This window comes from Streptomyces sp. S4.7 (assembly GCF_010384365.1).
Classification (GTDB): domain Bacteria; phylum Actinomycetota; class Actinomycetes; order Streptomycetales; family Streptomycetaceae; genus Streptomyces.
Map to the genome: position 1 here is coordinate 3,324,135 of NZ_CP048397.1, position 22,441 is coordinate 3,346,575.

The following is a 22,441-nucleotide window of genomic DNA, read 5'->3' on the forward strand; positions in this document are numbered from 1 at the left end:
CCCCGCTCGCACCGAACGACCATGATGCGTGAGGGGGCCGCCCGGTGTCGCCCGCGTTTCGGCGCGGCGCCCGAGATCTGGACCTCTGCTCTCAGAGGCGGGCGGACACCGCGGCGAGGAAGCCGGTCAGCGCTCCCGGGCCCGGCAGCACCAGGTCGGCCCGCGCGGCGAGTTCGGGGACCTCGCCCGTACCGCTGCACAGCAGCAGACCCGGATGGCCGTCGCCGCGCAGGGTGTCGACCGCGGCGAATGCCGGGAGGTCGCCCAGGTCGTCGCCGCCGTAGACGACCGTCTCGGCGCCGACCTCGCCGACGTACTCGCGCAGGGCCACGCCCTTGTCCACGCCGGGCGGGCGCAGTTCCAGGACGAGGCGGCCCGGTTCGAGCATCAGGCCGTGCCGGGCCGCCAGGTCGGCGAGCGGTTCGCGCAGTGCGTCGAAGGCCCCCTGCGGGTCGGTGGCACGGCGGGTGTGGACCGCGACCGCCTGGCCCTTCTCCTCGATCCACGCACCGCGCCAGGAGTCGAACCGGGCGAGGAGTCCGGGGAGTTCGGCGCGGACCGCGGCGACTCCGGGGTGCGGCTCCGGGGTCTGGACGGCGCCGCTGACCGCGTCCCAGCGTTCGGCGCCGTAGTGGCCGAGGACGACGAGGTGTTCCAGGCCGGGTACGCCGGCGAAGCCGCCGTACCGTACGGCGACATCGGCCGGCCGGCCGGTGATCACCGCGACGGAAGCCACGTGGGGGGCGAGGGCTACGAGCGCGGGGACGGCGCCGGGGTGGGCGCGGGCCTGTTCGGGGTCCGGGACTATGTCGGCGAGCGTGCCGTCGAAGTCGAGCGCGACGACGGCTTTCCCGGGCCGCGCGAGAAGCGCGGCCAGTCCTTCGGCGCCGGCGGGGGTGACGGGGGTCGGCAGGGGGTGCGGATGGCTGCCCATGCCCCGACCCTATCGGCGTACGGGGCCCGGGGCCCGCCCTACTGGGTGCGGAGCGGTCGCGGTGGCCGGGTTCGTCTCACCCGGTCCGTCCGGTGGCCGGTTCGTCCTCGATCGCCGGACGGGCTGTTCTCGCGCTCAGCGGCGGGCGCGGCGGGCGTCCCTGATCCGGCGCAGGCGGTTGACCGTCACCGGGTCGTGGACCAGGGCCAGCGGGTCGTCGATGAGCGCGCCCAGCAGCTGGTAGTAGCGGGTGGGCGAGATGCCGAGCCGCTCCCTGATGACGCGCTCCTTGGCGCCGGGGCCCGGCCAGGAGCGCTTCTCCACGGCGAGGACGGCGCGGTCCCGCTCGGTCAGTTCCGACCGGTCGGCGGGACCGCGGTCCTCGTGCGACGTGTGTCCGGGCTCGGGCTCGGCGCCGGACTCGGCGCCGGGCTCCGGCTCGGGTATCAGTGCGGCGGTCATAGGGCTGCCACGCTACTCGGCGTTCTCCGCCGTCGTCGCGTCACGGCCGATCCTCGCCAGGATCTCCGACGGCACCGCGCCGGGCTGCACCGTCTTGCCGATGTTCTTCTTGATGTCGTCGCTGACGCCCGCCCACGACGTCTTGCCGAACGGGTAAAGCTCGGCGGTGGGCAGCGCCTCCAGGAACTTCCGCAGTTCCTTGTGCTCGTCGTCGGCGACCATCGTATCGGACGCGCTGTAGGTGACCGGCAGGAGGTCGTACTGTCCGACGAAGTCCATGACGTTCTCGTCCTCGAAGGTGAAGTCGAGGAAGATGCCCGCCTGTTCACGGTGGCCGGGCTGCTTGAACGCCATGATCCAGTCGGCGACACCCATCGTCGCCTTGGACTTGCCGTTGATGCCGGGCAGCGGCACCATCCCGACATCGACGCCGGCCTTCTCGGCCTCCTGCATCATCGTCGGGTGCCCGTTGAGCATGCCGACCTTGCCGTCGGTGAACGCCTTGAAGGCGTCGGCGCGGTCCAGTTCGCCGGGCGGTACGGAGCCGGTGAGACCCTTGCCGACCAGCTCCTTCTGGAGCCATTCGAAGGTCTTGACGTTCGTCTCCGAGTCGACGGCGTACGAACCGTCGGTCGCGTCCGTGTAGCCGCCGCCACCGCTGAGCATCCACATCATCGTCTCCGCCTGCGCCTCCTCGGGGCCGAGCGGAAGGGCGAACGGGGTCGGTACGTCCTGCGCCTTGAGCGCCTCGGCGTCCGACTTGATGTCGTCCCAGTCCTGCGGCGCGGAGAGACCGGCCCCCGCGAAGAGGCCCTTGTTGTAGAAGAGGAGCCGTGTGCTGGCGACGAACGGCATTCCGTACTGGGTCTGGTCGACCTTTCCGGCGTCCGCGAAGCGGGAGAGGAAGTTCGCCTGCGTGGGAATGGAGAGCAGCTCGTCCGCGCTGTACAGCTCTTCCTTCTTCACGTAGTCGGCGTAGGCGCCGATCTGCGCGATGTCGGGCGCCTCGCCGTCCCTGACCATCTTCGCCACGTCGGCGTCCACGGTCTTCCAGGAACGGATGTCGACATCGACCTTGATGCCCGGGTTCTTGGACTCGAACTCCTTGGCCAGGCTGTTCCAGTACTTCTCCGAGCTGTTGGCGGCACTGTTGCCGTAGTCCGCCGCGACCACTTTCAAGGTGACGTCACCCGAACCGCCGGAGCTGCCGCAGCCGCTCAGCGCCATCGTCATGCCCAGTGCGGCTATCGCCGCGGTATGCCTCAGGAAGCGCTGTTGCACAGCTCTTTTCCCACCCTTGTATTCGCTCGGCCGTCTTTACGGCGTTCGTTGTCCCGTCGGTCCCCCGCGACGTCCTGCGTTGACGAGCTGCGATTTTTCCCCATGCACCGTCGGAGGTCTACACCAGCCCCGTATCGCTTCGGCAACTTCCCCTGCCCGTCAGGTTTGGCGAAGGCTTTGTATGGGCTGGCAACAATCCCGCACAGTGGACTAGACCTTTCTTGGGTTTTCGCGCGAGAATGCGTCTGTGAGACACGTCATCGCCCTGGATGTGGGCGGCACCGGTATGAAGGCCGCCCTGGTCGGGACGGACGGCGCGCTGCTGTACGAGGCGCGCCGCGCGACCGACAGGGAGCGCGGCCCCGACGCGATCGTCGAGACGATCCTCGGCTTCGCGGCGGATCTGCGCGCGTACGGCGTCGAGCACTTGGGCGAGAGCGCGGTCGCCGCCGGAGTGGCGGTACCGGGCATAGTCGACGCCGAGCGCGGGATCGCGCTGTACGCGGCGAACCTCGGCTGGCGCGATCTTCCGCTGCGCGATCTGCTGGCGGCCCGGCTGGGCGGCGTACCGGTCGCGCTCGGGCACGACGTACGCACCGGCGGGCTCGCCGAGGGGCGGATCGGCGCGGGCAGGGGCTCGGACCGGTTCTTCTTCGTCCCCCTCGGCACCGGCATCGCGGGCGCCATCGGCATCGACGGGGCCATAGAGGCGGGCGCGCACGGCTACGCGGGCGAGATCGGACATGTGGTGGTCCGGCCCGACGGACCCGTGTGCGGGTGCGGGCAGACCGGCTGCATGGAGACGCTCGCGTCGGCCGCGGCCGTGACCCGGGCGTGGGCGGCGGCCAGCGGTGATCCGGAGGCCGACGCCGCCGACTGCGCGAAGGCCGTCGCGTCCGGCGACCCGAGGGCCCTGGCGGTCTGGGCGGACGCCGTCGACGCGCTCGCGGCCGGGCTGGTCACCGCGCTCACCCTGCTCGACCCCCGAAGGCTGATCATCGGTGGCGGTCTCGCCGAGGCCGGGGAAACGTTGTTCACACCCCTGCGGGCCGCGGTCGAGGAGCGGGTCACGTTCCAGAAGCTGCCCGAGATCGTCCCGGCGGCCCTCGGGGACACCGCCGGATGCCTGGGCGCGGGGCTGCTCGCCTGGGATCTTCTCTCGACGGAGGTATCCGCCTGATGGCCGCACGCGCCGAAAGCACTGTTCTCGCCGGGGCCCGGGTGGTGCTGCCGACCGGGATCGTGGAGAACGGACGGGTGAGCGTCGAGGGCGGACGAATCACCGAGGCCGGGCCGGCCTCCTCCTCCGTAGGAGACACCACCGGATCCTCCGGTGCCGTCGCCCCCGGGACGCTCGACCTGACCGGCCACTGGGTGGTGCCCGGCTTCGTGGACATGCACAACCACGGCGGCGGCGGCGCGTCCTTCACGTCGGGCGGGGCCGACGACGTCCTCAAGGGCGTCCGTACGCACCAGGAGCACGGCACCACCACGCTCGTCGCCTCCACCGTCACCGGCGAGATGGACTTCCTCGCGCAGCGCGCCGGGTTCCTCTCCGAACTCGTCGAACAGGGCGACCTCGCCGGCATCCACTTCGAGGGGCCGTTCATCTCGCCCTGCCGCAAGGGCGCGCACAGCGAAGGGCTGCTGCGCGACCCGGACCCCGCCGAGGTGCGCAAGCTCCTCGACGCGGCCCGCGGCACGGCCAGGATGGTGACCCTCGCGACCGAACTGCCGGGCGGCATCGACTCCGTACGGCTGCTGGTGGAGCACGGTGTGATCGCCGCGATCGGGCACACGGACGCGACGTACGAGCAGACCGTCGAGGCCATCGACGCGGGCGCGACGGTCGCCACGCACCTCTTCAACGCGATGCCGCCGCTCGGCCACCGCGCGCCGGGGCCGATCGCCGCGCTGCTGGAGGACGAGCGGATCACCGTCGAGCTGATCAACGACGGCACGCATCTGCATCCGGCGGCGCTGGAGCTGGCGTTCCACCGCGCGGGCGCGGACCGGGTCGCGTTCATCACGGACGCGATGGACGCCGCCGGTTTCGGCGACGGCGTGTACCAGCTCGGACCGCTGGAGGTCGAGGTCAAGGACGGTGTCGCGCGGCTCGCCGTGGGCGGTTCGATCGCGGGCTCGACCCTGACCCTGGACACGGCCTTCAGACGCGCGGCGACGATCGACCGGCTGCCGGTCACCGAGATCGTGCGGGCGATCTCCGCCAACCCGGCGAAGCTGCTGGGCGTGGACGACCGGGTGGGCTCACTGGAGGCGGGCAAGGACGCCGACCTGGTGATCCTGGACGCGGAGTTCGCGATCGCGGGCGTGCTGCGCAAGGGCGAATGGGTGGTCAAGCCCGGACCGGGGCGGTAGATCCGGCCGGTGCCGGGGCGGTGGGTCCGGCGGGTGCCGGGGCGGTGGGTCCGGTCATCCGTTCCGCTCCCTCCACTGGGGCGCCCGGCCCGGCTTTGGCATGATCAGAACCGATACGGAGCGGGCAGGCGTCCCCTCCCCCGTCGCACCCCCGAGGGAGGGCACCGCGCATGATCCTCACGGTCACGCTCAACACCGCCCTCGACATCACCTACCGCACCCCCGCCCTCACGCCGCACGCCACCAACCGCGTCGCCGAGGTCTCCGAACGGCCCGGCGGCAAGGGCCTCAACGTCGCCCGTGTGCTGTCGTCGCTCGGCCACGGGACCGTCGTGACCGGGTTCGCCGGCGGCCGGACCGGGGACGCGCTGCGCGAACTGCTCGCCGCCGAGGGCCCGTCCGACGCGCTCGTGGGGATCGCGGGCACCACGCGCCGCACCATCGCCGTCGTCGACGAGGCGACCGGTGACACGACCCAGCTGAACGAACCGGGCCCGACCGTCACACCCGCCGAGTGGGCCTCGTTCCTCACCTCCTACGAAGGGCTCGCCGCCCGCGCGGACGCCGTCGCGCTGTGCGGCAGCCTGCCGCCCGGCATCCACGTCGGCGCGTACGCGGAGCTGGTACGCCTCGCGCGGGCGGCGAACCTGCCCGTACTCCTCGACACCAGCGGCGAACCACTGCGCCGTGGCATCGCCGCACGCCCCGACCTCGTGAAGCCCAACGCCGACGAACTGGCCCGGCTCACCGGCTCCCGCGAGCCGCTGCGCGCGACGCGCGACGCCCGCAGGCGCGGCGGCCGTGCCGTCATCGCCTCGCTCGGCGCCGCCGGGCTGCTCGCCGCGACCCCGGACGGCTGGTGGCGGGCGGCACCGCCGAAGGCCGTACGGGGCAATCCGACCGGCGCGGGGGACTCGGCGGTGGCGGGGCTCCTGTCGGGGCTCGTGGAGCGGCTGCCGTGGCCCGACAGACTCGCGAGAGCGGTCGCGCTCTCCACGGCGACGGTCCTGGCGCCCGCGGCGGGCGAGTTCGACCGGGAGGCGTACGCGGACCTGCTGCCGCGGATCGCCGTGACGGAACAAGCACCGTGACCGAGCGGGCTCGGTGACGGAACGAGAACAGTCCGGACAGGGGACCACATGCCACTCGTAAGTACCGGTGAACTCGTCTCGGCGGCGGCCGAACGGCGGGACGGGCGGGGCGGCGTCGCCGCGTTCAACGTCATCACCCTGGAGCACGCCGAGGCGATCGCCGCCGGCGCCGAACGGGCGGGGCGTCCCGCGATCCTCCAGATCTCCGAGAACGCGGTGAAGTTCCACGGCGGCCGGCTGACGGCCGTCGCCGCGGCCACCGCCGCCGTCGCGCGCGCCTCGCACGCCCCGCTCTCGCTCCACCTCGACCACGTCGAATCGGCCGAACTGCTGCGCGCGGCCGACGGAGAGGGCTTCAGCTCCGTAATGTTCGACGCGTCGAAGCTGTCCTACGAGGCGAACGTCGAGGCCACGGCGGAGGCGGTCGCCTGGGGCCGTGCGCGCGGCATCTGGATCGAGGCCGAACTGGGCAAGGTCGGCGGCAAGGACGGCGAACCACCGCTGGGCGCCCACGCCCCCGGCGTCCGTACGGATCCCGCCGAGGCGGTCGCGTACGTGGACGCCACCGGCGTCGACGCGCTGGCCGTCGCGGTCGGCTCCTCGCACGCGATGACGGACCGCACGGCGGCCCTGGACCACGAACTGATCGGCGCGCTGCGGCGGGCCGTCGCCGTACCGCTGGTGCTGCACGGCTCGTCGGGCGTCCCCGACGAGGAGATCCGGCGGGCGGTCGCGGCGGGCATGGTCAAGATCAATGTAGGCACGGCCCTGAACACGGCCTTCACGACCGCGGTCCGCGTCCGCCTGGAGTCCGACACGAAGACGGTCGACCCCCGCAAATACCTCGCCCCGGCTCGCGAGGCGATGACCGGGACGGTGGCGGCGTTCCTGAAGGTGATCGGCGGGGAGTCCTAGACCGGGCTCCCCGGGTGCGGGAACCGGGCGAGCGGGCTCAGCCCTTCGCTTTGCCCTGTTCCAGGGAGACCTGGTCGAGGATGGCGTCGCACTGGTCGCCCGCCTCGCACGACAGCTTCAGCGTGTTGCTGCCCTTGTCGAGGTTGACGTAGGCGTAGGTGGTGGTCCACCCCTTCTCCCAGTCGCCCTCCTTCGCCTTGGCGAAATTGGACATGTTGACCGAGCGGGGCGTCTCGCCGTTGATCGTGAGCGACGTCTTCGCGTCCTTGCCCGGCACGCCGTAGGTGATGAACAGCGTGTACTCACCGGCCTCCGGCAGATCGACGGTCCAGCTGGCCGATCCACCGGGCCCGTTGAACGTCACGTACGCGCCGCCCGCGCCCTTCGCGCCCTTGATGTCCTTCGCCAGCACCGCCGGCGCCCCGAGCTGGAGCGTCGCCGCGTCCTGCTTGGGAAGCTCGATCGGCTTGTCGGGGTCCGGATCCTGCTTGCCGGGGTCCTCGCTCGGTGCCGCCGACTCGCCCGTGGTCGGGCCGTCCGTCGGGCCGCCGTCGGCGTTCTTGCTGTCGTCTCCGTTGGAGAGCAGCGCGGCCGTGATTCCGATCACGACCACCGCCACGACGGCTACGGCGCCGATGAGCAGGCCCTTGGTGTTGGGTCCGCCGCCGTTGCCACGGCCGCCACCGCCGCGCTGGGCGGGAACCGTACGCGTGGCGGCGCCGCCGGTCTCGGGGGCCGCGTAGTGCGCGTCGGGAGCCTGGCCGTACTGAGGCTGCTGGCCTCCGTACTGCGGCTGCTGCCCGTAGGACTGCTGTTGCTGCGGGACCTGACCGTACTGGCGCTCGCCGACGGTCCTGACCTGGTTGTACGACGTTCTCGGCACACCGGGCTGAGAGGCGGGACCGGGGTAGCCGTAGCCGCCGCGCCGGGCCTGCGCACCGTTCGCGGCCGTCTGTCCGTCCTCGTACAGATAGCCGAACGGATCGTCGTCCTCGGGCTTACTCGCGCCGTTGTTCCCGGCCGTCATCCCTGGGTCACTCCTTACCATCTCGCCAGCGTCGCCGACCGGCCGAGCCTACCTCGATTGGGCAAGCATACGGACGGGCCTTGATCGGAGTGGGCGGTTGCGCCATCCCCCGGTGAACATCGGGAGACATCGGTGGACATCGGTGAACCGCCGTACAGAGAGATAGGACACGACGGGCCCCGGCACGGCCCCGGCGTCACCCCGCCCGGCGCTGGACCTTGCTGCGCGAGCGCTTCTCGATGTACATCCGCTGGTCCGCGGATTTCAGCACTTCCTCGACCGTCATTCCGCAGCTCGCCCAGCCGATACCGAAGCTGGCTCCCACCCGGACCGCCCTGCCGTCCACCCTGATGGGCGGGATGATCGCGTTCCGCAGCCGGACCGCCAGGTCGGCGGCGTCCGTGGCGCCGAGGCCGTCGGCGAGGACCACGAACTCGTCGCCGCCGAGACGCGCCACGGTGTCGCCGTCCCGCACTCCGGTGTTCAGCCTGCGGGCGACTTCGATGAGGACGGCGTCGCCGGTGTTATGGCCGAAACGGTCATTGATCGACTTGAAACCGTCGAGGTCGCAGAAGAGGACGGCGAGGCCCTTGCTCCCGTCGTCGGGGTCGGCGCCCGGCGCGACGGTGTGCACGTGGTGGTCGAGGGGCACGGGGGCGGCGGACGGGTCGAAGCCGTCTCTTGGGAAGGCGCGCTCGGCGGGGTCCCCGTAGGAGTCGTAGGAGTCGTACGGCTCGTACGGTCCGTAGCCGGGGTCGTAGCCCCCGGCCGCGCCGCCGTGGCCCCCGCCGTAACCGGGCGCCGGTACGGGCGCGTAGCCGGCGCCGCTGGTCCCGTTGTAGCCGCCGTAGCCGGGCTCCTGGCCGTACGGGACCACTCCGGTGCCGTGACCGCCCTCGTCGTATCCGCCGCCGCTGCCGGCGCCGTTGGCGCCCTCGTATCCGCCGAACGCCTTGTCCACGGTCTGCACCGCCGTCTCCCGTACCGATATGGCGTTGGGACGCTCGCAGAGGCGGGCACTGAGACGGGCGCGCAGCTCCGCGCTGTTGGGCAGACCGGTCAGGGAGTCGTGCGAGGCGCGGTGGGCGAGCTGGAGTTCGTTGCGCTTGCGCTCCTCTATGTCCTCGACATGGGTGAGGAGGAAGCGGGGGCCGTCGGTGGTGTCGGCGACGACGGAGTTGCGCAGCGACACCCACACATAACTGTTGTCACGTCGCGCCAGCCGCAGCTCGGCGCGACCGCCCTCCGCCGAGGTGCGCAGCAGGGTGCCGATGTCCTCGGGGTGGACGAGGTCGGAGAAGGCGTAGCGGCGGATCGCGGAGGCGGACCGGCCAAGCAGCCGGCACAGCGCGTCGTTCGTCCGCAGCAGCCTGCCGTGCTGGTCCCCGCCCATCTCGGCGATGGCCATACCACTGGGCGCGTACTCGAACGCCTGCCGGAACGACTCCTCGCTGGCCCGCAACGCCTGCTGCTCCCGCTCCAGCCGGACCAGCGCGCGCTGCATGTTTGCTCTGAGGCGGGCGTTACTTATCGCAATGGCGGCCTGGGAGGCGTACATCTGGAGCGCTTCACGCCCCCAGGGGCCCGGACGGCGCCCGCCGCGCGGCCGGTCGACGGATATGACCCCGAGGAGCTCGCGCCCGCCCCCAGGGGCGTACATGGGGGCGTAGAGGCGGTCCTGCGGGTGCCACTCGTCCTCGAAGCGCGGGTCGGGTCCCTCGGTGTACCACTGCGGGACGTCGTCATCCAGCAGGATCCAGCCCTCGGTGTGGGGTATGTACCGCAGCTCACCCCAGGTCTCGCCCATGCTGAGCCGGCGTTCCCAGGAGGCGCGCGCGCCGACGCGGCCGGTGATCAGCGCCTCGGCCGCGGCGTTGCCGGCGAAGGCGGCGACGACCAGGTCACCGTCGGGCTGTACGAGGTTGACGCAGGCCAGCTCGTAGCCGAGGCCTTTGACTATGCCGTCGGCAACTGTCTGCAGGGTGTCGGCCAGACTGCGGGCGGTGTTGAGCTCGCCGACAACGTCGTGCAGCTGCCGCAGGGTCGCAAGGCGGACGTACGGCTCCGACTCGGTCTCCATCGTTCGCTCTCCCCGAGACCTCGACAGCAACTCCAGAATTCTCATCGGCTCGCTTGATGCGGTATCCCGGCCACTGAATCACAGCGAGCTGTGCACTCGGTACACAGGGTCAACAATTCCTCGACCCTGTGAGCCAAGTCACACACGAGGAAGGAGCATTGGCCGGGGGCGTGGGAACGCTCCAGGCCTTCATGAACGCAAATATCGAGGTGGGAAGCGGTGCGGTGGGGGCGCGCGGAGGGGCGCATTATGGGCGCACACTCCGGCGTGCAGAGGCGGCGAGGGCCTCACCGGAGCCGCGTCCCGGGCTCGCGAAGTGCCGCGACGCAGTCGCGCGGAGGGCTGGACCTAGGTCCTGGCTGGTTCTGTGGTCCGATGCGGGCATGTCACCGCCGGGGCTAGCGTGGACGACGTGCTGCAGAAGACAACCGCCCGGCGTACCGAGGCGCAGCCTCCCGACGCCGCGTCTCCCGAAGCCGTCCTCCATCCTGAGGGAGTGAGCAACGACGAGTTCCGCGCCGCGCTCTCCCGGCTGGCCGCCGGGGTGGTGCTGGTCACCGCGCACGACCCGGACGACGGTCCGAAGGGCGCGGACGCCGGAATGACGGCCACGTCCTTCATGTCCGTCTCGCTCGACCCGCCTCTGGTGGTGGTGAGCCTGCGCAACGGCTCCCGGATGGACGACCTGCTGGACGAACAGCCGATGTGGGCGGCGTCGATGCTCTCCGAGAGCCAGGTGCGGATCGCCGGCCGCTTCGCGATGAAGGGCCGGATCAGCGACCGGCTGCTCTTCGAGGACATGCCCCACCGGCGCGGTGAGGTGAGCGGGGCACCGCTGATCGACGGCGCGCTGACGGTCCTGGAGTGCCGGACGGAGCAGCGGATCGTGACCGGCGACCACACGCTGGTCGTGGGCCGGGTGCTGACGGCGGCGGTGCCGGGCGGATCGGGCGACGGGGGCCCGCTGACGTACTTCCGCGGGAAATACCGGCAGTTGGGGCAGGGCCAGGGACAGGGCTGAAGCCGCGGCGCGGCGTCCTCCCGGCCCGCTACGACCAATCCCGGCCGTCGCGCCCGCGCTTGGTCTGCGCGCGCTGCTTCTTCTGCCGCAGCCTGCGCTCGTTGATACCGCGCGGGATCTTCGTGGCCCGGCGCGGACGCGGCGGCGGAGCCGTCGCCTCGGCCAGGAGCGAGGCCATCCGCACCAGGGCCGTCTCGCGGTTGCGCCACTGGGAACGGTGCTCCGACGACCGTACGGTCACGACACCGCCCACCAGCCGGCTCGCGAGCCGCTCCAGCGCCCGCTCCTTCCACGCCTCGGGCAGCGCCTGCGTCTTGGCGAGGTCGAAGCGGAGCTCCACCTGCGAGTCGCTGGTGTTCACATGCTGTCCGCCGGGTCCCGAGGAGCGCGAGAAACGCCACATGAGCTCGGCCTCCGGAAGGGAGACGGAGCCGCGGATGACGTGCGGGGACCCGGACATGTGTCCATCGTCCCGTGTCCGCACAGACAAATCAAAGGCGTTGAGGAACCTCTGAGTCCTCTCTCCGCGTTATGGCGGGTGACGGTAACTTCGGAAGCCGATCGAAGTCCGCACATGAGCTCGTACACAACGAAAGGGACCATCCCCATGGCTGTAAGCCTGTCCAAGGGCGGCAACGTCTCGCTCACCAAGGAGGCACCGGGCCTGACAGCCGTCACGGTCGGCCTCGGCTGGGACGTCCGCTCCACCACCGGTACGGACTTCGACCTCGACGCCTCGGCGATCGCGGTCAACGCGGGTGGAAAGGTTGTCTCCGACAGCCACTTCATCTTCTTCAACAACAAGTCCACGCCGGACCAGACCATCGTCCACACCGGCGACAACCGCACCGGTGAAGGCGCGGGCGACGACGAGGCGATCAACGTCAACCTGGCGGGTCTGCCCGCCGACGTCGACAAGATCGTCTTCCCGGTCTCCATCTACGACGCCGAGACCCGCAGCCAGAACTTCGGCCAGGTCCGCAACGCGTACATCCGCATCGTGAACCAGGCCGGCGGCACCGAGATCGCCCGCTACGACCTGAGCGAGGACGCCGCCACCGAGACCGCGATGGTCTTCGGCGAGCTGTACCGCAACGGTGCGGAGTGGAAGTTCCGCGCGGTGGGCCAGGGTTACGCCTCGGGCCTCGCGGGCATCGCCACGGACTTCGGCGTCAACCTCTGAGTCGCTGAATCGTCAACTCGTCGAGTCGCTCAGCGAGTGACCGACCGATTGGTGCGAAGGGGCCTCCGGCATTTGCGGCCGGGGGCCTTTGGCGTGCGGTCCGCGGACCCGCGACCCCGCGAACCCACGGCCCTGCGGACCCACGCGCCGCGACAGGCACTCGCCGTGGACTCACGCGCCGGGCGGTGGTCGGTCGGAGCCGTACAGCCAATCGTCCCAAAGAGCCGTCAGATCGCGGTCCGTCCACTTCTGCGCGAAGGCGGTGAAGTCGGCGGTGGACGCGTTGCCGTGGCGGTACGCCCGCGTCCAGCCGCGTACGAGCGCGAAGAACGTGTCGTCACCGACCGCCAGCCGCAGCTGATGGAGCACCATGGCGCCGCGCCCGTACACCGGCCGCCCGGAGATGTCCGCGGCGGTCGGCGGTTCGGCCGGCGCGAAGGCCCAGTTCTCGGCGTTCTTGTACGCCCGCTCGAACGCGCTCCGCGCCGGGACGCCTTCGATGTCCTCCGCCCAGAGCCATGCCGCGTATTCGGCGAAACCCTCGTTCAGCCATATGTCCTGCCAGGACTTGGGGGTCACGGAATCGCCGAACCACTGGTGCGCCAGTTCATGGACGAGGATCGCGGTGCTGGTGGGACCGGGCAGGAAGGGGCGGTTCTGCGTCTCCAGCGCGTAGTCGGCGTCGCCGGGCCGCCCGATGATCACGCCGGTCGAGGAGAACGGATACGGGCCGAACGTCTTCTCGCCCCACTTCATGATCTCCGGGATCTTCTCGAGCAGCCGGGCGCTGTCGGCGGCCACGGCCGGATCGACGGCGGTGAGGACGGGAACACCGCCGTCGGAGCCCGGGGTGGTCCTGGTCCGGTAGGGGCCGACGGCGACCGTCGCGAGATAGCTCGCCATCGGCTCCGCGCAGTGCCAGCCGAAGGTCGTACGGCCGCCGGCCGTCCGCTCGCTCGTCAACTCTCCGTTGGAGATCGCCCGCTGGCCCTTTGGCACGGTGATCCGGATGTCGTACGCGGCCTTGTCGCTCGGATGGTGGTTGCCGGGGAACCAGGCCATCGAACCGGTCGGCTGGCCCAGCGCGACGGAACGCTTCCCCGATCTGAGCCAGCCCTCCCTCGTCCTGTCGGCGTCGGTCAGGGTCCGGGGGACGCCGGAGTAGCGCACGACCGTACGGAAGGTGTCCCCGCGCCCGATGTCCGAGCGCGGCAGCAGCGTCAGCTCCGTGTCGGCGCGCCGTACGCCGGCCCGCTCGCCGTCGACGGTGACCCGGCCGACGGTCAGACCGGCCAGGTCGAGGTTGAACGCGCTGAGCCGGCGCGTGGCGCGGGCGGTGATCTCGGCGTCGGCGTCGAGGCGGCCGGTGGCGGGGTCGTAGTCGAGGGTCAGGCCGTAGTGCGTGACGTCGTAGCCGCCGTTGCCGAGGTGCGGGAAGTACGGGTCACCGAGGCCGGCCGAGCCGGGGGCGCCGGGGGCGCCGGGCTCGTCCCGTTCCGCGCAGCCCGCGAGGCCGCCGATGACGAGGGTGAGGGCGAGGGCGAGGAAGGGACCGACGGCGAGAGAGGGGGAGGGGAACGGGAGGGGGTCGGTGCGGCGGACCCGCCCGAGAGGGCTCCGGTGTCGCGGCCGGTGAGGGCCGCGGTCCGGCGGCCGGTACGGGTTCTGGTCCTGCGGCTCGTGCCGGTTCTGGTCTCGCGGCTCGTGCCGGTTCTGGTCTCGCGGCTGGTGCACGCGGTGATCGTAGGCCGCGCCCGGCCCCCGTCCCGGCGGGCACGAACTCGTCCGCGCGGCGTCGTGACACCATCGGACGCGTGCTCGACATCGGCTACTCCCTCTCCCGCCGCTTTCCCGATCCCCCGCAGACGGACTACCGCCTCGCCGACGTCCGGGCCCTGCGGCACGATCTGTTCTGCGGCGATGTGTACCTGGCCGACACCAAGGCCGACCGCGAGGTGTCCACAGGCTGGGGATGGGTGCCGGTGCTGGACTTCGCGTGGGCGCTGTGCGACATCGTGGAGCAGCTCGACCGTGATCCGCGCGGCAACCGGTCGGCCAACAGGCAGTACGCCGAGCTGGACTTCACCGAGTCGGCGGACCGCGTGCTCTTCGAGCGGCGCTTCGGCTGGGTCGACGTGGCCGCCGACTGGATGCCCGCCGACGAACCCCCGCTCACCTTCGGCCACCGGCTGCTGCGCCGTGAGTCGCGCGACTTCCTGCACGACCTGCTGGCCGACCTCGGGGACATGCACGAGGGGCTGATGGACAACCCCGCGATCTGGGACATCCAGGCCCGCTTCCCCCGCGTCTGACCGCCCGCCTCTTACGCGATCGCACACTGTCCGGCCCACTACGAAGTGAGCCGACATCCACCCGGCTGGGCGGACGCGGGTGAGCATGGGTTGGTATGGGCGAATCCACACGACCCTGTGGGACGTTTTCGGATTGGCAGGAGTACAACCGCCGGGGCCGGGAAGACGCAGTTCTGCCGGGACGCCACCAGGAACCCAGACACCAGGGTTCACCCCCCACATGGCCGAGCCCCCGGAGCACATTGAAGACCCCGACCCACCCCCACGGTCGGGGTCTTCCGCTTGAGCAGCTCAGGCGCCCGGCGCGTCCTCCACCCGTACACCGATCTGCGCCGCGAACGCGGGCGCCAGATCGAGCAGTTGCGCCGTACTGATGACGGCACCGGCCAGCCGGTCGACCCCGCGCGCGATGCCCAGCTCGGCGACGGTCCGCAGATCGACGTCCTTCATCCGGACGCCGCTGAGGTCCGCGTCCTTCAGGACGCAGTCCCGGAACTCGACGCGCTCCAACTCCGCTCCCCCGAAGTCCGGTTCGGCCAGGACACAGCCCTCGAACACCACGTCCTTCAGCTTCGCCTTCCGCAGATTCAGATAGTCGATCTTGCCGCCCCGGATCAGCACCCGCTCGAACACCGCGCCGTGCAACTGCACCCCGCCCAGTCGCGCGTCCACCACCTCGACATCGCGCAGCGACGCTCCCCCCAGATCCGTGCCCACCCCCCGGATGCCGTCGAGAACGCAGTCCATGAAGCGGGCCCGGCCAAGATCGGTCCGGTCGAGCCCGCACTCGCGCAGCGCGCAGTCCATGAACCGGGCGCCCAAACCCTCCTGATCCGCCAGATCCAGCCCGCCGAACTCCTGCCCGTCGTAATCCCCGTCGGGCTCCAGCTCCCCCTCGTACGGCACCAGCGGCGGCAGCCGGACCTCCGGCCGCCGCGCCGGCACACTCCTGCCGGCCGCCGCCGTCTTCCCCGCCGCCGTTTTCCGCGTCGCCGCTCTCCGAACCATGAACCCATCGTGACGCACACCACTGACAGTCGCCCGAAATGTCCGGCTCGTCATGTCACAGACCGCACCCGCGTCTCGTCATATCCGTGAGGACCAACGCGCAGGCACACCGGGAACGAGTGAACGAGTGAAGGGGCAACAGCCATGGATCACATCACCGTCGTCGGCGGCGGCTTCGCCGGACTCACCGCGGCCATCTCGGCGGCCGAGTCGGGCGCCAGGGTGACCGTTTTCGAGGCGCACCACACCTTCGGCGGGCGGGCCCGCACCACCGAGGGCCCGTACCACGCCAACGAAGGGCCGCACGTCTTCTACCACCGCGGCCCGCACTGGGCCTGGCTCCGGCAGCGCGGTCTCCTCGGCCCGATGGCCCGCGTCCCGGCCCTCGAAGCCGCCCGCCTCCGCTTCCACCGTGACGGCGCTCTCCGCAAGGCCCCACCCTTCGGACTGCTCAAGGCGAGCCGCAGCAGGGCCGAACGGGCGCCCGTGGACATCGACTTCCACACCTGGGCCACCGAGCGACACGGCCACGACGCGGCCGTCGCCGCCGCCCGTTACGCCGCCGTCGTCCTCTTCCACCACGATCCGGGCTCTCTGTCCGCCGCCTTCGTCCAGGAACGGCTCCGGCGCGCCGCGACCATCCCGCCGGAGGCCCACATCGCGGTCGGCGGCTGGAGCCAGGTCATCGACCGGATGCTCGGGCGGGCCTGGAATCTGGGCGTACGCGTCGAGACCGTCTCCCGCGTCGACGCCCTCCCCGAGGACGGTCCGGTGATCGTCGCGACATCGCTCGACTCGGCCCGGCCGCTGCTCGGTGACGACAGCCTTCGGTGGGAGAGCGGGCGCACCGCGCTGCTGGACCTCGGGCTCACCACGCGCAGGGGCGACCCGTTCGTCATCTGCGATCTCGACGCGCCGGGCTGGCTGGAACGCTTCACCGCCGCCGATACGTCGCTCGCACCCGCCGGTGAACAACTGCTCCAGGGTCAGTTCCCGGTCGCCCCCGACGAGCCGGCGGCCGTCGGCATCGCGCGCGCGGAGAACCTGCTGGACCTGGGCTTCCCCGACTGGCGCGAACGGGCCCTCTGGCGGCGCCAGTCGCTCGCCGCGGGCCGTACGGGAGCGGTCGATCTGCCGGGCACCACCTGGCGCGACCGGCCGCACATCGACCGGGGCGACGGCGTCTATCTCGTCGGTGACCAGGTCGCCGCGCCCGGTGTCCTGTCCGAGGTGTCGTTCAACAGCGCGATCGAGGCGGCCTCGCTCGCGCTGCGCAAGGCCGACGGGGCCCGGCTCCGCCGCTCCGCCTGACCCCGAGCCCACTTGACCTCAAGCCCGCTTGAGGTCGGAGGCTGGCTTCCGTACGCCGACCCGGAACGCGCGCCGCGACGCGGAGCACGACGCGACAGAACGCGCGACGCGACGTGCCGGGACCGAACGAGGGAGCCAGCCATGCACGCCATCCGCCTCCACGCCTTCGGGCCCGCCGAGAACCTGGTCCACGAACGGGCAGACGATCCCGTCCCCGGCCCCGGCCAGGTCCGGATCGCCGTCGCAGCGGCGGGGGTCCATGTCCTGGACACCGCCCTGCGCGAGGGCGGACAGGGCCCGCTGCCCCACCCCGTCGAACTGCCCACCGTCCCCGGCCGGGAAGTGGCGGGCACGGTCGACGCGCTCGGTGAGGGCACCGACCCGAGCTGGCTCGGCAAGCGGGTCGTCGCCCACCTGGGCATGGTCCCCGGCGGCTACGCGGAACTCGCCGTCACCGATGCCGCCCGGCTCCACGAGACCCCCGACAACCTCGACGCCGCCGAGGCCGTCGCCATGATCGGCACCGGCCGCACCACCATGGGCATCCTTCAGTTCACCACCCTCGGCCCCGAGGACGTCGCGGTCGTCCCCGCCGCCGCCGGAGGCATCGGCACGCTCCTCGTCCAGTACGCGAAGAACGCCGGCGCGACCGTCGTCGGCCTCGCCGGCGGCCCCGCCAAGGTGGCGCGCGTCACCGAGAACGGCGCCGACATCGCCGTCGACTACACGCTGCCCGGCTGGCCCGGGAAGGTCCGCGCCCTACTCGACGGGCGCCCCGCCACCGTCGTCTTCGACTCGGTCGGCGGCGACACCGGCCGCGCCGCCGTCGACCTCCTCGGCAAGGGCGGGCGCCACATCGTCTTCGGCTGGGCCGGGGAAGGCATCCTCGACGGCGAACCGCTGACCTACACGAAGGAGGAACAGGCGGCGCGCGGCATCACCTCCGAGGGGGTCCTCGGCCCCGTGATGCTCCAGAAGGCGGGCGGCGACGTCCGCGTACTGGAGGCGCGTGCCCTGTCCGAGGCCGCCGCGGGCCGCCTGCGTCCCGCCGTCATGCGCTTCCCGCTCGCCGACGCGGCCCGCGCCCACCGCGCGATCGAGACGCGCGGCACGATGGGCAAGGTGGTCCTGGAGCCACCGCTCGGCGGGGCGGACGTCTGACCGGACCGGGAACAGGCGGAGAACGGAACGGGCCAGGCGGGATTCGGGCCGGGACCGGCGGGCTCAGGCCGACGAAGGACCGGGTGCCGACAGTCGCTCGGCCAGCCGGTCGAGACCGCCTCTGATCAGCTGCCCGTACCCGTCGTCACCGAGCGTGCCCACCGCCTCCTGCCCGCGCGCCAGATGATCACGGGCCCGGTCGAGATCGCCCAGCCGCCGGTACACATCCCCCAGGTTGAGATGCAGCGACGGGTAGAACGCGGCCACCGGACCCGCCACCCCCGCGAGCCGCGCCCGCTCGTCCGAGACCAGATCCGCCGCCTCCAACGCGCGCAGGTCCCAGACCAGTTCCTCACCCGGATCGTCCTGGACATCGGCCATGGAGTGAGCCAGCGCGCATATGTGGAACGGGTCGCCGTCCGCGCCCAGCCGGTCCCACACACCGGCGAACACCCGCCGGGCGGCGTCCCGTTCACCGCGCTGTCCCAGCTCCATGCCACGGCCGATCTCCGCCATCACCGGATCGGTCTGCTGCGTCGTCGTCCCGGACATGAGGTCCCCCAGAAAAGTCGGTCTCCGCACTCGTCACCGAGCGTAGAGGGCCCCACTGACAACGCGGCCGACGGAGCCGACGCAGCCGACACGCACCTGACGCATGTCAGGCGCCGGGCGCCCCCAGCGCGGCCAGTTCCCCGTCCGTCAGCCGGAACACCGTCCACCCGTCCTGCGGCCGCGCCCCCAACGCCCGGTAGAAGGCGATCGACGGCTCGTTCCAGTCCAGTACGGACCACTCCAGCCGCTCGTACCCGCGCTCCACACAGATCCGCGCCAGCTCCGTCAGCAGCGCCTTCCCGTGCCCGCCGCCGCGCAGCTCCGGACGGACGTACAGGTCCTCCAGATAGATGCCGTGCACCCCGCGCCACGTCGAGAAGTTCAGGAACCACAGCGCGAACCCCGCCACCGCGCCGTCGTCCGTCTCCGCGATGTGCGCGTACGCGGCGGGCCGCTCCCCGAACAGCGCCTCCCCCAGCTGCGCCTCGGTCGCCCGTGCCTCGTCCGGGGCCTTCTCGTATGCCGCCAGTTCACGGATCATCGCGTGGATCACCGGAACGTCGGCGGCCGTCGCCGTACGAATCATGACCGCAGCCTGCCCTTTCTCCGGCTGCCGCGCCAGCGGCGCCCGGAGCGGCCCGCACTCGGCGCTCCGGGCCCTGAACGATCCCGGCCGCGGCGGTCAGAGCCGACGGTCCCGCAACTTCCGCCCCACGGCCAGGTGCACGGGCGACAGCCCCCGCTCCCCGTCATCGATGTCCCACAGACAGCTCTGGAGCACCCGCCCCAGCGTCCACGCCCGCGCGCGCTCCCGGTCCAGTCCCATGACCTCCGTCATGAGATCGAACCTCCACAGGATGTCGCCCGCGTCGAACCGGTTGACGACGGCGGGCAGCAGCTCGAACCCCGGATCCCCGGCCAGCGGCTTCGGATCGATCGCCAGCCACGGCTCACGGCCCCCGTCCCCGGCCGCCGGGCCCGCCACGGGCGCCAGCACGTTCTCGAAGTGCAGATCCCAGTGCAGCAGCCGGTCGTCCGGCTCACCGGCCACCTCGCGTACCGCCGCCGCGCAGTCCAGGAGCAGCCGCCGCTCCGCGCCGCCGGGCAGCGACCGCACCGTCACCGGCGTCTCGTCGAGCATCGCCCCCGCGATCCCGTCCAGCGTCCGCAGGCCCGCCGGCGCGGCCCGCGCCGTCAACCGGGCCAGCAACCCGGCGATGACCGCCACCCCGTCCCGTACCGGTACACCGGTCAGATCCCGCGCCGCGTCCAGCCGCTCCAGCAGCAGCGTGCCCGACGCCTCGTCGTACTCCAGCAGCCGCACCGCGCCGTCGCCGTCCCACAGCCGCAGCGCCAGCGGCTCACCGGCCGTCTCCTCGTCCAGGTTCTGGAGCTTCAGCACGGCCGGCGTACCGTCCGCCCGCTCCACCGGCAGGACCAGCGCGCACATGCCGTGCGTCGCCGGGCCCGTACGCCGAAGCTCCCACCCCTTCAGCAAGTCGGCCGCGCGCCCCGGGAGCGCGGCGATGAACGCGCGCCCCCGCGCACCCAGAAACTTCGACTGTGTCCTCGCCAGCCCCGCCGGGATCTCCATCGCCCCGAGCCTACGAGCGCACCGACCGAACCTCGACCGCGTTTTCGCGCCGCCGCCGCGCCAGCCCGGAATGTCGATCCCGTCCAAGACCCCGCCCCCGTGGGTGAATCGCCCCATGCGCCGCCATCTCCGCAAGGCCGCCCACACCACCTGGACCCGGGTCAGGACCGCCCCCGGCACCTGGCTCTGCCTCGCGGCCGTCGCCGCGCACATCGGTGCCACCCTCGTCAGCGAAGGCATCCTCAACTGGGCCGTCCAGCACGGCCGCACGCACCAAGCCGCCGCGCGCACCCTCGACGTGGGAGGCGGCTACGCCCTCTCGGGCGTAGCCGCCGCCCTCACCTACCGGATCACCCCGCACTGGCGACCTCCGTACGTAGGAGCCGTTTTCATCATCTACGGCGTCCCGCTCATCGCCGGGCCGGACTTCACCGACATCGGCCACGTCACCGCCGTCCTCATCGGCCTCGCCTGCTACCCCCTCCCCCGGGGTCGCCCCCGTACCCCGAACCTGGACACAGGCACGGAAAGCGGTGTACGAACACCGTCATGAGCAGCACCACCAACGGCGGCATCTCCTTCTGGTACGCCCAGGACGGCATACCCGCGCCCCGCGAACCCCTCCCCGGCGACGCGACGGCCGACGTCTGCATCGTCGGCGGCGGCTTCACCGGCCTGTGGACGGCCTACTACCTGAAGAAGGCCGTGCCCTTCCTCAACATCACCGTCCTGGAAGGCAGGTTCTGCGGATACGGCGCCTCCGGGCGCAACGGCGGCTGGCTCTACAACGGCATCGCCGGACGCGCCGCGTACGCCCTCAAGCACGGCCACGACGCCGCCGTACGCCTCCAGCAGGCCATGAACGACACCGTGGCCGAGGTCGTACGCGTCGCCGCCCACGAGACGATCGACGCCGACATCCACCAGGGCGGCGTCCTCGAAGTCGCGTACACACCGGCACAGCTCGCCCGCCTCAAGGACTTCCACACCACCGAGATCGCCTTCGGCGAGACGGACCGCACCCTGCACGGCGCACGCGAGACCGCCGATCGCGTACGGGTCACCGGCGCCGTCGGCTCCAGCTGGACCCCGCACGGCGCCCGGCTGCACCCCGTCAAACTCCTCAAGGGCCTCGCCGCCGCCGTAGAGGCGCTCGGCGTCACCATCCACGAATCGACGCCCGTCACGCAGATCAAGCCCAAACACGCGACCACCCCGTACGGCACCGTCCGCGCGCCCTACGTCCTGCGCTGCACCGAGGGCTTCACCGCCGGCCTCAAGGGCCAGCGCCGCACCTGGCTCCCCATGAACTCCTCGATGATCGCCACCGAACCGCTGCCCGCCGCGGTGTGGGACGCCATCGGCTGGGAAGGCCGCGAGACACTCGGCGACATGGCGCACGCCTACATGTACGCCCAGCGCACCGCCGACGACCGCATCGCGCTCGGCGGCCGGGGAGTCCCGTACCGCTACGGCTCCCGAACCGACAACGACGGCCGCACGCAACCCGCCACCGTCGCCACGCTGCGCGACATCCTGGTCCGCTTCTTCCCCACCACGGCCGGCGTCCGCATCGACCACGCCTGGTCGGGCGTCCTCGGTGTCCCCCGCGACTGGTGCGCCACGGTCACCCTCGACCGCTCCACCGGCCTCGGCTGGGCGGGCGGCTACGTCGGCTCGGGAGTGGCCACGACCAACCTCGCGGCCCGCACCCTGCGCGACCTGATCCAACAGGACTCCGGCCAGGGCGGCCCCACCGACCTCACGACCCTGCCCTGGGTCAACCACAAGGTCCGCAAATGGGAACCGGAACCCCTGCGCTGGCTGGGAGTCCACACCCTCTACGCGGCCTACCGCACGGCGGACCGCCAGGAGTCCACGGCCCGCACGACGACAACCCACCGCATCGCCCGCACGGCGAACCGCATCGCGGGCCGCCACTGACCCCGACACCCCGAAGAGCCACGCCCCCGCCCCCCGATAAACCGAAAGGCCAGGTCACCGTGGACGACCTGGCCTTCCCCCGAGCCCCCTGTCGGATTCGAACCGACGACCTACGCATTACAAGTGCGTTGCTCTGGCCAGCTGAGCTAAGGAGGCGTGCGGGGAAACTATAACCGGCACCGATCA

22 protein-coding genes and 1 tRNA gene are annotated in these 22,441 nt (G+C 71.7%); 11 read left to right on the forward strand and 12 right to left on the reverse strand.

What is annotated here, in order from left to right:
- Positions 1-91 precede the first annotated feature (91 nt).
- From otsB to SSPS47_RS14520, 3 genes are all read right to left on the reverse strand, one after another.
- Positions 92-934 carry a trehalose-phosphatase gene (otsB, locus tag SSPS47_RS14510; RefSeq protein ID WP_164251498.1) on the reverse strand — a complete coding sequence of 281 codons (843 nt, stop codon included), beginning with the start codon at positions 932-934 and terminating at the stop codon, positions 92-94.
- 135 nt (positions 935-1,069) lie between these two features.
- A complete protein-coding gene (locus SSPS47_RS14515; RefSeq protein ID WP_239065265.1) occupies positions 1,070-1,288 on the reverse strand; it encodes a DUF3263 domain-containing protein in 219 nt (72 codons plus the stop codon).
- Between the two features lie 120 nt (positions 1,289-1,408).
- The gene (locus SSPS47_RS14520; RefSeq protein WP_164254584.1) at positions 1,409-2,629 is read right to left on the reverse strand and encodes an extracellular solute-binding protein; all 1,221 of its coding nucleotides are present in this window, start codon (positions 2,627-2,629) and stop codon (positions 1,409-1,411) included.
- Positions 2,630-2,924: 295 nt separating this feature from the next.
- Between SSPS47_RS14520 and SSPS47_RS14525 the strand changes: the two genes are divergently transcribed.
- The 4 genes from SSPS47_RS14525 (at position 2,925) to SSPS47_RS14540 (ending at position 7,062) form a co-directional block, all read left to right on the forward strand.
- A complete protein-coding gene (locus SSPS47_RS14525; RefSeq protein WP_147876680.1) occupies positions 2,925-3,857 on the forward strand; it encodes an ROK family protein in 933 nt (310 codons plus the stop codon).
- Complete coding sequence (nagA, locus tag SSPS47_RS14530) at positions 3,857-5,056, forward strand: N-acetylglucosamine-6-phosphate deacetylase (protein WP_164251500.1); 1,200 nt, start codon at positions 3,857-3,859, stop codon at positions 5,054-5,056. Before SSPS47_RS14525 ends, nagA begins: the two co-directional genes overlap by 1 nt.
- A gap of 170 nt (positions 5,057-5,226) precedes the next feature.
- On the forward strand, positions 5,227-6,147 hold the full coding sequence (locus tag SSPS47_RS14535; protein ID WP_164251501.1) for a 1-phosphofructokinase family hexose kinase: 921 nt from the start codon (positions 5,227-5,229) through the stop codon (positions 6,145-6,147).
- A 48-nt stretch (positions 6,148-6,195) separates the two neighbouring features.
- Entirely contained in the window at positions 6,196-7,062 is an 867-nt protein-coding gene (locus tag SSPS47_RS14540; RefSeq protein ID WP_164251502.1) for a class II fructose-bisphosphate aldolase, read from the forward strand.
- Between the two features lie 37 nt (positions 7,063-7,099).
- Here the strand turns inward: SSPS47_RS14540 and SSPS47_RS14545 are convergent, their stop codons facing one another.
- On the reverse strand, positions 7,100-8,089 hold the full coding sequence (locus SSPS47_RS14545; protein ID WP_164251503.1) for a carbohydrate-binding protein: 990 nt from the start codon (positions 8,087-8,089) through the stop codon (positions 7,100-7,102).
- Between the two features lie 196 nt (positions 8,090-8,285).
- On the reverse strand, positions 8,286-10,169 hold the full coding sequence (cdgB, locus tag SSPS47_RS14550) for a diguanylate cyclase CdgB (RefSeq protein ID WP_164251504.1): 1,884 nt from the start codon (positions 10,167-10,169) through the stop codon (positions 8,286-8,288).
- A gap of 496 nt (positions 10,170-10,665) precedes the next feature.
- Here cdgB and SSPS47_RS14555 point away from each other — a divergent pair, with 496 nt between their 5' ends.
- Complete coding sequence (locus SSPS47_RS14555) at positions 10,666-11,190, forward strand: flavin reductase family protein (protein WP_239065267.1); 525 nt, start codon at positions 10,666-10,668, stop codon at positions 11,188-11,190.
- Between the two features lie 28 nt (positions 11,191-11,218).
- Here the strand turns inward: SSPS47_RS14555 and arfB are convergent, their stop codons facing one another.
- Positions 11,219-11,650, reverse strand: coding sequence for an alternative ribosome rescue aminoacyl-tRNA hydrolase ArfB (gene arfB / locus SSPS47_RS14560; RefSeq protein WP_164251505.1), 432 nt, complete (start codon positions 11,648-11,650; stop codon positions 11,219-11,221).
- A 147-nt stretch (positions 11,651-11,797) separates the two neighbouring features.
- Here arfB and SSPS47_RS14565 point away from each other — a divergent pair, with 147 nt between their 5' ends.
- The gene (locus SSPS47_RS14565) at positions 11,798-12,373 is read left to right on the forward strand and encodes a TerD family protein (protein WP_147876673.1); all 576 of its coding nucleotides are present in this window, start codon (positions 11,798-11,800) and stop codon (positions 12,371-12,373) included.
- A gap of 171 nt (positions 12,374-12,544) precedes the next feature.
- Here the strand turns inward: SSPS47_RS14565 and SSPS47_RS14570 are convergent, their stop codons facing one another.
- The gene (locus tag SSPS47_RS14570) at positions 12,545-13,894 is read right to left on the reverse strand and encodes a M1 family metallopeptidase (RefSeq protein ID WP_239065268.1); all 1,350 of its coding nucleotides are present in this window, start codon (positions 13,892-13,894) and stop codon (positions 12,545-12,547) included.
- A gap of 293 nt (positions 13,895-14,187) precedes the next feature.
- On the opposite strand from SSPS47_RS14570, the gene SSPS47_RS14575 reads away from it, so the two are divergent.
- Complete coding sequence (locus SSPS47_RS14575; protein ID WP_164251507.1) at positions 14,188-14,685, forward strand: hypothetical protein; 498 nt, start codon at positions 14,188-14,190, stop codon at positions 14,683-14,685.
- A gap of 291 nt (positions 14,686-14,976) precedes the next feature.
- On the opposite strand, the gene SSPS47_RS14580 is transcribed toward SSPS47_RS14575, so the two are convergent.
- The gene (locus SSPS47_RS14580) at positions 14,977-15,693 is read right to left on the reverse strand and encodes a pentapeptide repeat-containing protein (RefSeq protein ID WP_343234883.1); all 717 of its coding nucleotides are present in this window, start codon (positions 15,691-15,693) and stop codon (positions 14,977-14,979) included.
- A 144-nt stretch (positions 15,694-15,837) separates the two neighbouring features.
- Here SSPS47_RS14580 and SSPS47_RS14585 point away from each other — a divergent pair, with 144 nt between their 5' ends.
- Positions 15,838-17,004: an NAD(P)-binding protein gene (locus SSPS47_RS14585; RefSeq protein ID WP_164251509.1), complete on the forward strand. Its 1,167-nt coding sequence runs from the start codon at positions 15,838-15,840 to the stop codon at positions 17,002-17,004.
- Positions 17,005-17,145: 141 nt separating this feature from the next.
- A complete protein-coding gene (locus tag SSPS47_RS14590; protein WP_164251510.1) occupies positions 17,146-18,165 on the forward strand; it encodes a zinc-binding dehydrogenase in 1,020 nt (339 codons plus the stop codon).
- Positions 18,166-18,228: 63 nt separating this feature from the next.
- Here the strand turns inward: SSPS47_RS14590 and SSPS47_RS14595 are convergent, their stop codons facing one another.
- From SSPS47_RS14595 to SSPS47_RS14605, 3 genes are all read right to left on the reverse strand, one after another.
- Entirely contained in the window at positions 18,229-18,717 is a 489-nt protein-coding gene (locus SSPS47_RS14595) for a tetratricopeptide repeat protein (RefSeq protein ID WP_164251511.1), read from the reverse strand.
- 106 nt (positions 18,718-18,823) lie between these two features.
- Complete coding sequence (locus SSPS47_RS14600) at positions 18,824-19,303, reverse strand: GNAT family N-acetyltransferase (RefSeq protein WP_164251512.1); 480 nt, start codon at positions 19,301-19,303, stop codon at positions 18,824-18,826.
- Positions 19,304-19,399: 96 nt separating this feature from the next.
- Positions 19,400-20,311: an aminoglycoside phosphotransferase family protein gene (locus SSPS47_RS14605; RefSeq protein WP_239064913.1), complete on the reverse strand. Its 912-nt coding sequence runs from the start codon at positions 20,309-20,311 to the stop codon at positions 19,400-19,402.
- 115 nt (positions 20,312-20,426) lie between these two features.
- Here SSPS47_RS14605 and SSPS47_RS14610 point away from each other — a divergent pair, with 115 nt between their 5' ends.
- Together SSPS47_RS14610 and SSPS47_RS14615 are read left to right on the forward strand one after the other, a co-directional pair.
- Positions 20,427-20,864, forward strand: coding sequence for a rhomboid-like protein (locus SSPS47_RS14610; RefSeq protein WP_164251514.1), 438 nt, complete (start codon positions 20,427-20,429; stop codon positions 20,862-20,864).
- On the forward strand, positions 20,861-22,255 hold the full coding sequence (locus tag SSPS47_RS14615) for an FAD-binding oxidoreductase (protein ID WP_164251515.1): 1,395 nt from the start codon (positions 20,861-20,863) through the stop codon (positions 22,253-22,255). The genes SSPS47_RS14610 and SSPS47_RS14615 overlap by 4 nt, the downstream gene beginning before the upstream one ends.
- A gap of 82 nt (positions 22,256-22,337) precedes the next feature.
- Here the strand turns inward: SSPS47_RS14615 and SSPS47_RS14620 are convergent.
- Positions 22,338-22,411, reverse strand: a tRNA-Thr gene (locus SSPS47_RS14620).
- Positions 22,412-22,441: the final 30 nt, after the last annotated feature.

Coding starts and splice junctions, on each gene's coding strand:
- SSPS47_RS14595 (WP_164251511.1), bottom strand. CDS start 18,717: ATGTCCGGGACGACGACGCAGCAGACCGATCCGGTGATGGCGGAGATC.
- SSPS47_RS14565 (WP_147876673.1), top strand. CDS start 11,798: ATGGCTGTAAGCCTGTCCAAGGGCGGCAACGTCTCGCTCACCAAGGAG.
- SSPS47_RS14545 (WP_164251503.1), bottom strand. CDS start 8,089: ATGACGGCCGGGAACAACGGCGCGAGTAAGCCCGAGGACGACGATCCG.
- SSPS47_RS14540 (WP_164251502.1), top strand. CDS start 6,196: ATGCCACTCGTAAGTACCGGTGAACTCGTCTCGGCGGCGGCCGAACGG.
- SSPS47_RS14585 (WP_164251509.1), top strand. CDS start 15,838: ATGGATCACATCACCGTCGTCGGCGGCGGCTTCGCCGGACTCACCGCG.
- SSPS47_RS14610 (WP_164251514.1), top strand. CDS start 20,427: ATGCGCCGCCATCTCCGCAAGGCCGCCCACACCACCTGGACCCGGGTC.
- SSPS47_RS14605 (WP_239064913.1), bottom strand. CDS start 20,311: ATGGAGATCCCGGCGGGGCTGGCGAGGACACAGTCGAAGTTTCTGGGT.
- arfB (WP_164251505.1), bottom strand. CDS start 11,650: ATGTCCGGGTCCCCGCACGTCATCCGCGGCTCCGTCTCCCTTCCGGAG.
- SSPS47_RS14535 (WP_164251501.1), top strand. CDS start 5,227: ATGATCCTCACGGTCACGCTCAACACCGCCCTCGACATCACCTACCGC.
- SSPS47_RS14520 (WP_164254584.1), bottom strand. CDS start 2,629: ATGACGATGGCGCTGAGCGGCTGCGGCAGCTCCGGCGGTTCGGGTGAC.
- SSPS47_RS14615 (WP_164251515.1), top strand. CDS start 20,861: ATGAGCAGCACCACCAACGGCGGCATCTCCTTCTGGTACGCCCAGGAC.
- cdgB (WP_164251504.1), bottom strand. CDS start 10,169: ATGGAGACCGAGTCGGAGCCGTACGTCCGCCTTGCGACCCTGCGGCAG.
- nagA (WP_164251500.1), top strand. CDS start 3,857: ATGGCCGCACGCGCCGAAAGCACTGTTCTCGCCGGGGCCCGGGTGGTG.
- SSPS47_RS14590 (WP_164251510.1), top strand. CDS start 17,146: ATGCACGCCATCCGCCTCCACGCCTTCGGGCCCGCCGAGAACCTGGTC.
- otsB (WP_164251498.1), bottom strand. CDS start 934: ATGGGCAGCCATCCGCACCCCCTGCCGACCCCCGTCACCCCCGCCGGC.
- SSPS47_RS14600 (WP_164251512.1), bottom strand. CDS start 19,303: ATGATTCGTACGGCGACGGCCGCCGACGTTCCGGTGATCCACGCGATG.
- SSPS47_RS14580 (WP_343234883.1), bottom strand. CDS start 15,693: ATGGTTCGGAGAGCGGCGACGCGGAAAACGGCGGCGGGGAAGACGGCG.